Consider the following 8,618-nt stretch of genomic DNA (forward strand, 5'->3'; position numbering starts at 1 on the left):
AAACATCCCCTTTGTCGCAGTCTTTATCCCACTTGCAAAAGTGGGACAGGGTATCACCAACTTTTTATCTGTTGTTACAAGGAGTGCAATACTCACCCATGTCCACCACAACCCCCAAAAACAAAACAGTGAAAGCCGATCGCATGGGCAGCCGGCCATACTCCTCAACGGATACGGTTCGTGCCTATCTGCACGAGATCGGTCGCGTACCCCTGCTAACCCGAGAAGAAGAAATTGTTTTCGGGAAGCAAGTGCAGCAAATGATGAAATTAATCGAAGCAAAACAAGCACTTGCTAAAGAATGGCAGCGGGATCTGACAGATCAAGAGTGGGCTGCCGAAATGGAGTTGACCGAACCTGAACTTAGCCGCATCTTACACATAGGGCGGCGGGCTAAGCAAAAGATGATTGAAGCGAATTTGCGGCTAGTAGTGGCGATCGCCAAAAAATACCAGAAACGCAATATGGAATTCTTGGATTTAATTCAAGAAGGCACCCTCGGTTTAGAACGAGGAGTCGAAAAATTTGACCCGATGCGGGGATACAAATTTTCTACCTATGCCTACTGGTGGATTCGGCAAGCAATTACCCGCGCGATCGCCCAACACGCCCGCACAATTCGATTGCCAATTCACATCACCGAAAAACTCAACAAAATCAAAAAAGTGCAGCGGGAACTCACGCAGCAGTTGGGCCGGTCTCCCTCCCCTGCCGAAATTGCCACTGCCCTCGAACTGCACCCTTCCCAAATTCGGGAATACCTGCTGATGGCAAGACATCCAGTTTCTTTGGACTTGCGGGTAGGAGACAACCAAGATACCGAACTGCAAGAACTCTTAGAAGACGAAACGGCATCTCCAGAAAACTACATTACCTCGGAATTGCTGCGGCAAGACCTCGATACTTTGATATCAGAACTTACCCCCCAGCAGCGAGATGTAATAATTCTGCGCTTCGGTTTGGAAGACGGCACCGAAATGTCTCTGGCGAAAGTCGGAGAACGGTTAAATCTCAGCCGGGAACGGGTGCGGCAGCTAGAACATCAAGCCCTCGCCCACCTGCGCCGCCGCCAATCTCAAGTCCGAGAATACTTGGCTAGTTAGTCACTAAAAAAGTTGAGATTTTTCCCAAAATCTCAACTTTTTTTTCGTGTGGGCGCGGCTGGGAAGGATACTTTTATACCAGTTAAAAAAGAGAAGGGAAATGTAGGCCCGTGCTCTAAACCCTTATGGAATAGGTCACGCCAAATTATTCAATTCTTTAATCTAAAATTTAAAATCTAAAATGGTATTATTTGACGGGTCGATCGCCCGATCGGGGGGGACGCAAAATTGGTCAAAACTAATCTTAGATTTAAGTTCAGGAACCGGGCGGGCGATCGTTCCTTCAAGTTAATAGCCAACATTAAGGCAAATACCCGGTTTCTCTACGATCTTTGTGAAAATGGTACAAGAGGCGCTTGGAACCAGCTATTTTAAATTTTGGGGTCTGGAGTGGTTTTGACTTATTTGATATTGACAGGAAGTTTAGAAGCGATCGCGATCGTGCTTGCTCTCTCGCCCGGTAACTTCAGCATCGCATTCCCCGCACGGCGGGCACACGACTCGGACATCAAATCCGGCGTTTTAAGCTCGCAATCCCCGCCAAATCCTCCGCCAGATACAGCTAGCACAGGTTTAGCAGATGGCATTTACCTCTACGGTCAGTCGAGCCAGCCAGAGGAAATTAAACAAGAATATTTTGTATTTGAAATGCGGCAGAGTAAGGTAGTCGGCGCTTTTTACCTGCCTCGGTCTGCTTTTTACTGTTTTTACGGCACGGGCGATCGAACTCAGTTAAATTTAACAGTAGTGGACACTTACGACGGCAGTCGCTCTCCCTACTCCGTAAACCTGCAACAGTATTACCCAATTTCCATCATCAGCGAGAACGATCGGCGCATCTTGGGTATTTGCAAAGAATCTCACAAAGAGCAGGTGTGGGAAAAGTAGGAAACACGCGCTGCGCCACCAGTCAATCGATTTTAGATTTTAGATTTGAGATTTTAGAATTGAAGAAAGCAACCCCACTGATACATCGGGGGCCCCCGGACTAAATTGCTTTCGGTCAGGGTTCAGGAAACAGTAGTAAAATTGCTCCTGAGTTGAGAATTATCGATTTTAGATTTTAGATTTGAGATTTGAGATTTTAGAATTGAAGAAAGCAACCCCACTGATACATCGGGGGCCCCCGGACCAAATTGCTTTCAGTCAGGCTTCAGGAAACAGTAGTAAAATTGCTCCTGAGTTGAGATTTCGGACGGACACAACACACATGGCAAGATGAAACTGCGTCGGAAAACACTATCGATAATTGGCATTACCATCGCTGGACTGACTAGCATTCTGTATGTCGCCTCCTCAAGCATCCTCTTGGGCAGCCTGATCAAAGCAGAGGAACAAGAAGCCACACAGGTTGTCAAGGGAGTGCTCAGCGTGTTCGGGCAAACTGCCGACGACTTCAACTCGCGCTTTGCCGACTGGTCAGCCTGGGACGACACCTACGATTTTATCCAAAACGGCAACTCAGAATTCATTGTCTCCAATTTAGTTCCACAAGCGCTGGCTAATTTGAGAGTTAATATAGCCGTATTTGTCAATACTTCTGGCAAAATAGTTTACGGTACAGGTTTCGACAGCGAAAAGCTGAAACTAACGCCTGTTCCAGAAGCATTAAAACGGCGCATTTCTCTCAGCGACCCGCTGTTGCAGCACCCCAACCCCAAAAGCAGCCTCGCTGGTATCCTGCAGCTACCGTCAGGGCCAATACTGATTACTTCCCGGCCTATTCTCACGACTAAAAGCACCGGCCCGATCCGAGGTACGCTGATATTCGGGCGCAATTTGGATGGTGCAGGCATTGCAAAGATTTCTAAAATTACCCGCTTGCCGCTAATCGTACACAGCGTTAATGAGGCTCGGTTGCCTGCAGACTTTCAGCAAGTGCGGGAGAAACTGTCGGAAAAAAAACCGATTTTGGTACGTCCTTTAAGCGAAGAGTCGATCGCGGGTTACGCTTTGATCCCGGATATTTACAACCAACCTGCGCTGCTATTGCGGGTGGATATCCCCAGAGAAATATACCGGCAAGGTCAAATTAGTTTGCTGTACCTGCTAGGGTCTGTAGCGTTAGCGGGAGTTGGGTTGATCGGCTGCACTCTGCTGCTGCTAGAGCGTCTGGTGCTGTCTCGGTTGAGCAGTTTGGCGAAAGCAGTGAACCACGTCAGCAGCAGCCAAGACCTGTCGGTGCGACTGCCGGTGACGGGCGAAGATGAGTTGTCCGACCTTGCCCATACTATCAACGGAATGTTGAGTGCGATCGCCCAAGCCGAAAGCGAACAAGTTGAGGAAAAAGCGCGCTACCGAGCCGTAGTGGAGCAAGCTACAGATTGTATATTCCTGTGGGACGCTCAAACCAAACGCCTGTTGGAAGCCAATACAGCGTTTAGAAACTTGCTCGATTACAGTCTTGATGCGATTTCGCAACTGACTATTTACGATATCATCGCTTACTCTAAAGACCTAATTGACAACAATATTGAGTTGCTGCTGGCGGACAAAAAATTCAGAATTGGCGAAGTTCTCTACCGCCGCCGAGACGGTTCCTGCGTGGACGTGGAAGTAAGCGGGAGCGTGATTTCCTACGGCGGCCGCGAGATTATTTGCACGGTTGTCCGCGACATTACCGAGCGCAAGCAAGCCGAAGCCGAACTGCGAGCCTCGGAAGAACGCTACAGACTTTTGTTTAAAAATAACCCCCATCCGATGTGGGTTTACGATTTAGAAACTCTAGAATTTATAGCCGTCAATCACGCTGCTGTCGAACATTACGGCTACACTCGCGACGAATTTCTCAACATGACCGTTGCGGACATTCGTCCCTCCCAATATCTGCCGAGAATGCTAGAAAATAAATCCCCCGTAGATGCCGATATTGAGTTTGCAGGTGTGTGGCAGCATCAGAAAAAAGACGGAACAATTATTGATGTAGAAATTACTTCTTATGCTCTGGTATTTGATAGCAGAAATGCTGAATTAGTGCTGGCTCACGACGTGACCGACCGCTTGCAAGCCGAGGCAGAAATGTACAAAGCCAAGGAAGCCGCAGAAGCAGCTAGTTTGGCTAAAAGTCAGTTTTTGGCTAACATGAGCCACGAACTGCGAACTCCTCTGAATGCGATTATCGGTTACAGCGAGATCCTGCAAGAAGAGGCTTTAGATTTGGGCGAAGAAACTTTTGTGTCGGATTTGGAGAGAATTCACAATTCAGGCCAGATTTTACTTTCCTTAATTAATGATATTCTCGACTTGTCGAAGATTGAAGCGGGTCACGCGGAACTTGAATTAGAAACTTTTGACGTGTCGGAGGCAGTTCAAGATGTAGCTAAAACTGTTGCACCGCTATTTTTGCGAAACACTAATCGCCTGAATGTGGAGTGTCCTAATAATCTTGGCGAATTGTATTCAGATAAAATTAAGTTTACTCAGATTTTGTTTAATTTGCTCAGTAATGCAGCTAAGTTTACTCATAAAGGAACAGTTACACTCAGCGTTGAAAGAATTAAAAATGACGAGAATAGTTCGGGTTCTGAACGGTTAATTTTTAAGTGTACTGATACGGGAATTGGGATAACTCCTGAACAGCTACAAAAGTTATTTCAACCTTTTACGCAAGCGGATGCTTCGACTACCCGCAAGTACGGAGGTACGGGTTTGGGCTTGGCAATAGCGCAGAAATACTCTCAGATGCTGGGGGGAGAAATTACTGTCAATAGCGAGTTTGGCAAGGGGTCAACTTTTACTTTAATGTTGCCAGCATAGAGGGATTTTAGATTTTAGATTGTAGATTTTAGATTGGGTAAAAAGTCCTGACGAGAAACAACATAAATACGGTTTGTAGTCAGGGCTTCATATCATGTCCGATCGAGTTACCGCGATTAAAAGGGCGGGTTTTTGAGATTGTCAATTATTGGCAGATATTTTTCGTGAACCCGCCCCTACCGTATTAGGGGTAATCGACCGGACATAATATCAGTCCATTCCCAATCAGCTTTTAGCTAATTAGGACTAAACTTTTGAAGACCAACAACTTTAATACTCAATACCTGCTTGAGCTTTAATGCCTTGTTCTCGGAATGGATGCTTAACTAAAGTCATTTCTGTCACCAAGTCTGCCCGCTCAATTAGCGCTGGCGGGGCGCCTCGGCCTGTTAAAATAATGTGGGTTTCTTCTGGTTTTTGGTCTAACCCGGAAAGCACTTGCTCGACTTGCAAATAACCTAGTTTTAATGCTATATTGACTTCATCTAGAAGAACTAATTTAAATTCAGGATTGCAGATAAAAGTTAAAGATTTTTCCCAGGCTTTTTGAGCTGTTTCGATATCTCGATCGCGGTCTTGCGTGTCCCAGGTAAAGCCTTCTCCCATTGCGTGGAATTCTAGCTGTTTTTCCCAGAGTTGAAAAACGGCTTTTTCTGCGGGTTCCCAGGCGCCTTTGATAAATTGTACTATGGCGACGCGGTATCCGTGACCGAGCGATCGCACAACCATTCCCAAGGCAGCCGTGGTTTTGCCTTTACCGTTACCCGTATTGACTATAATTAAACCTTTTTCTTTGGAAGAGTTAGCGATTCGCTGTGATTGCACTTCTTGGCGGCGCTGCATTTTCTGTTTGTGTTGTTCCGCTGTTAAGCCAGTGGGTGCAGTAGTTTCTGTATTGGTTTCCATGAGATTTTTTTTTAACCGCAGATGAACGCAAATAAACGCTGATAGATGCAGGATGTCTAATTATTGCCACAGTGTTTTCAAGTTTAGCACGAAACCGGGCAGAACATCTTCTCCTGAAAGTTCTGTTGGACATTCCAAAACTTCTATTTCTTGTCCTTGGCGATAGATTTCGACTCTCCGGGTTTTGCGGTTGATTAACCAGCCTAATTTTACTTGGTTATCCATGTATTCTTGCATTTTGCCTTGAGTATCTTTGAGGCTGTCTGTCGGCGACATTAACTCTAAGACAAAATCCGGGGCAATGGGAGGAAATTTTTGTTTTTGTTCGGGAGTGAGTGCATCCCATCTTGATTTTTCAATCCAAGAGACATCGGGAGAACGGTTTGCACCGCTGGGCAGTTTGAAGCAAGTTGAAGAATCGAAACAAATTCCCAGTTTAGTTTGTCGATTCCAAATGACAAAATCCGCATTAATTTCTGAATTGTAATTTCCGGTTTCTCCTCCTGTGGGTGGCATGACGATTATTTCTCCTTTGGCGTTGCGTTCAAATTTGACATCGGGGTTTTCGCGGCACAGTTGATAAAATTGGTCGTCGGTTATTTTGGCGATCGAGTTGAAGTTAATGGTAACTGCTATCATGGTATTTTATCAGGATGCGTTGGGATTTTTAAGCCAGATTATGTATATGAAGGCGGCTCAATGCCGAGCGATGCAGATGCTGTAAATATTATTAAGGGTTAAGAGGATTTAATGGATATGTTTTTATGCACTTTTGCTCATTATATCACATCGTTAGAACTAGCTATTAATAGTTTTATCAAACGCTTTTTGGAGGAAACACTTACAGACATACCAATAATAAAATGCAATGTTAATTTCGCTAAGCAATTTAGGTACTCCCTCTAGTAAACTGGAGAATATTTTGTTTTTTATATGTAGGGAATCCACGCCGATCGCAAAAAACAACAAGCCTACACCCGCTAACAATATTTGGTAGGGAGTTAACTGTAGTTCTCGCCGAAAAAACCATCCGTAGGAGGACAAAACCACGGCGTATAAAAGACTTACTCCTAGCTTAGGAATTCCCCAGGTCACCATATATATATGAATTCTGTAAATTTCATTTAGTAAAAATCCACCTGTTAATAAAGCAGAAAACAGAATAAATCGATTTTCTGAAGTGCGCGCTTGAATACTTTGAGCTAATCCATAGGTGAAAGTACAAACAATGACGGGTACAGAACATAAAATTTGGAAACTCCGAGTTAACAAGGCGACATTGGGATGGGGATAAGAATAAGGTGGCAAGAATAAATCGCTGATTTTTAACCCTGAAAGTTGAGTGAAAAATATCAGTATCGCCACCAATAATAAGGAGAAACAATTGAGGCGAACAACAAAGCGAGAAATAGTCATAAGCAATTAATCCCCAAAATTAGGTTTACTGCCCAAATCAAAAAAAATTATATCACCAATATCTCTGGATATTTTGCTAAACTTAATTATGAGTGTTATCAAAACAAGGAGACAGTCATGCTGTCAGTGAAAGAAGCAGAATCGATCGTTCTAAATTTGGCGCAACCCCTCGACAGTCAGGGGGATGTAGAAACTGTAGACTTGCTGGCAGCATCGGGGCGCATTTTGGCGGCCCCCGTCACTGGTTCTCTGGATTTTCCTTATTGGGATAATTCAGCAATGGATGGGTACGCGGTGCGGTTTGCGGATGTGGAAAATTGTAGCGCCGAAAAACCAGCGGTACTCGAAGTAGTAGAAGAGATTCCAGCGGGATATCGGCCTCAAAATACCGTCGAATCGGGGCAAGCGGCGCGGATTTTTACAGGTGCTATAATGCCAGCGGGTGCTGATACGGTGGTAATGCAGGAAGAAACAAGGCGTGAGGGCGATCGTATTTTTATCTTAGTTTCTCCTGAGAAACCGCAAGCATTCGTCAGGCACAAAGGCGCTTTTTATCAAGCAGGAACAACTTTGCTAACTCCGGGTACAGTTATCAACGCCCCAGAAATGGCAGTGTTAGCAACTGCCCAGTGCATTCAAGTTCCAGTTTATCGGCGGCTGCGGGTGGCAATTTTTTCTACGGGTGACGAATTGGTATCGCCTGACGAACCTTTGGCACCGGGGAAACTGGTAGACTCGAATCAGTATGCTTTGACAGTTTTGTTGGCGCAGATGGGATTTGAACCGATTCGATTGGGCATTGTTCCTGATAATGAAGATGCGTTAAATAAGGCGATATCGGGGGCTGTTGCTACGGCGGATGTGGTGCTTTCTACGGGCGGCGTCTCGGTAGGAGACTACGATTATGTCGAGAAAATTTTGGCGGATTTGGGAGGAAAAGTTCACATTAGTTCTGTGGCGATTAAGCCGGGGAAACCTTTAACGGTTGCTGGGTTTAAAGGAGGTGAAAAAAATTCGGATTGTCTCTATTTTGGTTTGCCGGGAAATCCGGTTTCGGCTTTAGTCTGCTGTTGGCGGTTTGTTGTGCCTGCTTTGAGAAAGATGTCTGGGCTGGCCCCGGATGCTTGGGGGCCGGAGTTTCTCAAAGCTAGGTGTAATGCTGAATTGCGATCGCCTGGCCGGCGCGAAACTTATGTTTGGGGTAAACTGCATTTAGTTGCGGGAGTCTGGGAATTTGAACCTGCTAGCGGCAGCCAAAATTCAGCGAATTTAATTAACCTCGCAAATACGAGTGGTTTAGCAGTTTTGCCACCAGGGGACACCTGGATTGTACCGGGCGAATTCGTTGAAGTTTTAAAAGTTAGTCATTAGTCATTAGTCATTAGTTATTAGTCATTAGTCATTAGTCATTAGTCATTAGTCATTAGTCATTAGTCA

The 8,618-nt window shown here is 45.3% G+C and carries 7 protein-coding genes; 4 read left to right on the top strand and 3 right to left on the bottom strand.

The features are described from left to right. Positions 1-98 precede the first annotated feature (98 nt). The 3 genes from QUB04_RS15130 to QUB04_RS15140 all read left to right on the top strand — a co-directional run bounded on the left by QUB04_RS15130 (position 99) and on the right by QUB04_RS15140 (position 4,859). Complete coding sequence (locus QUB04_RS15130) at positions 99-1,103, top strand: RNA polymerase sigma factor, RpoD/SigA family (RefSeq protein ID WP_333285441.1); 1,005 nt, start codon at positions 99-101, stop codon at positions 1,101-1,103. A gap of 390 nt (positions 1,104-1,493) precedes the next feature. Beyond that, positions 1,494-1,991, top strand: coding sequence for a hypothetical protein (locus tag QUB04_RS15135; protein WP_333285443.1), 498 nt, complete (start codon positions 1,494-1,496; stop codon positions 1,989-1,991). A gap of 330 nt (positions 1,992-2,321) precedes the next feature. Continuing rightward, positions 2,322-4,859 carry a CHASE4 domain-containing protein gene (locus tag QUB04_RS15140; RefSeq protein ID WP_333285445.1) on the top strand — a complete coding sequence of 846 codons (2,538 nt, stop codon included), beginning with the start codon at positions 2,322-2,324 and terminating at the stop codon, positions 4,857-4,859. Between the two features lie 270 nt (positions 4,860-5,129). On the opposite strand, the gene cobO is transcribed toward QUB04_RS15140, so the two are convergent. The 3 genes from cobO to QUB04_RS15155 form a co-directional block, all read right to left on the bottom strand. Then, the gene (gene cobO, locus QUB04_RS15145) at positions 5,130-5,765 is read right to left on the bottom strand and encodes a cob(I)yrinic acid a,c-diamide adenosyltransferase (RefSeq protein ID WP_333143958.1); all 636 of its coding nucleotides are present in this window, start codon (positions 5,763-5,765) and stop codon (positions 5,130-5,132) included. 60 nt (positions 5,766-5,825) lie between these two features. Then, a complete protein-coding gene (locus QUB04_RS15150; RefSeq protein ID WP_333285447.1) occupies positions 5,826-6,404 on the bottom strand; it encodes a Uma2 family endonuclease in 579 nt (192 codons plus the stop codon). A 159-nt stretch (positions 6,405-6,563) separates the two neighbouring features. Then, complete coding sequence (locus QUB04_RS15155; protein WP_333285449.1) at positions 6,564-7,181, bottom strand: hypothetical protein; 618 nt, start codon at positions 7,179-7,181, stop codon at positions 6,564-6,566. A 117-nt stretch (positions 7,182-7,298) separates the two neighbouring features. Here QUB04_RS15155 and QUB04_RS15160 point away from each other — a divergent pair, with 117 nt between their 5' ends. Beyond that, positions 7,299-8,552, top strand: a complete 1,254-nt coding sequence (locus QUB04_RS15160; protein ID WP_333285451.1) for a molybdenum cofactor synthesis domain-containing protein — start codon at positions 7,299-7,301, stop codon at positions 8,550-8,552. Positions 8,553-8,618 lie beyond the last annotated feature (66 nt).

Origin of the sequence: Microcoleus sp. D2_18a_B4 (assembly GCF_036702475.1) — a bacterium.
Taxonomy (GTDB): Bacteria; Cyanobacteriota; Cyanobacteriia; order Cyanobacteriales; family Microcoleaceae; genus Microcoleus.

Bases quoted from the DNA above. Each gene is read 5' to 3' on its own strand.
- cobO (WP_333143958.1), bottom strand. From the start codon at position 5,765: ATGGAAACCAATACAGAAACTACTGCACCCACTGGCTTAACAGCGGAA.
- QUB04_RS15140 (WP_333285445.1), top strand. From the start codon at position 2,322: ATGAAACTGCGTCGGAAAACACTATCGATAATTGGCATTACCATCGCT.
- QUB04_RS15160 (WP_333285451.1), top strand. From the start codon at position 7,299: ATGCTGTCAGTGAAAGAAGCAGAATCGATCGTTCTAAATTTGGCGCAA.
- QUB04_RS15130 (WP_333285441.1), top strand. From the start codon at position 99: ATGTCCACCACAACCCCCAAAAACAAAACAGTGAAAGCCGATCGCATG.
- QUB04_RS15150 (WP_333285447.1), bottom strand. From the start codon at position 6,404: ATGATAGCAGTTACCATTAACTTCAACTCGATCGCCAAAATAACCGAC.
- QUB04_RS15155 (WP_333285449.1), bottom strand. From the start codon at position 7,181: ATGACTATTTCTCGCTTTGTTGTTCGCCTCAATTGTTTCTCCTTATTA.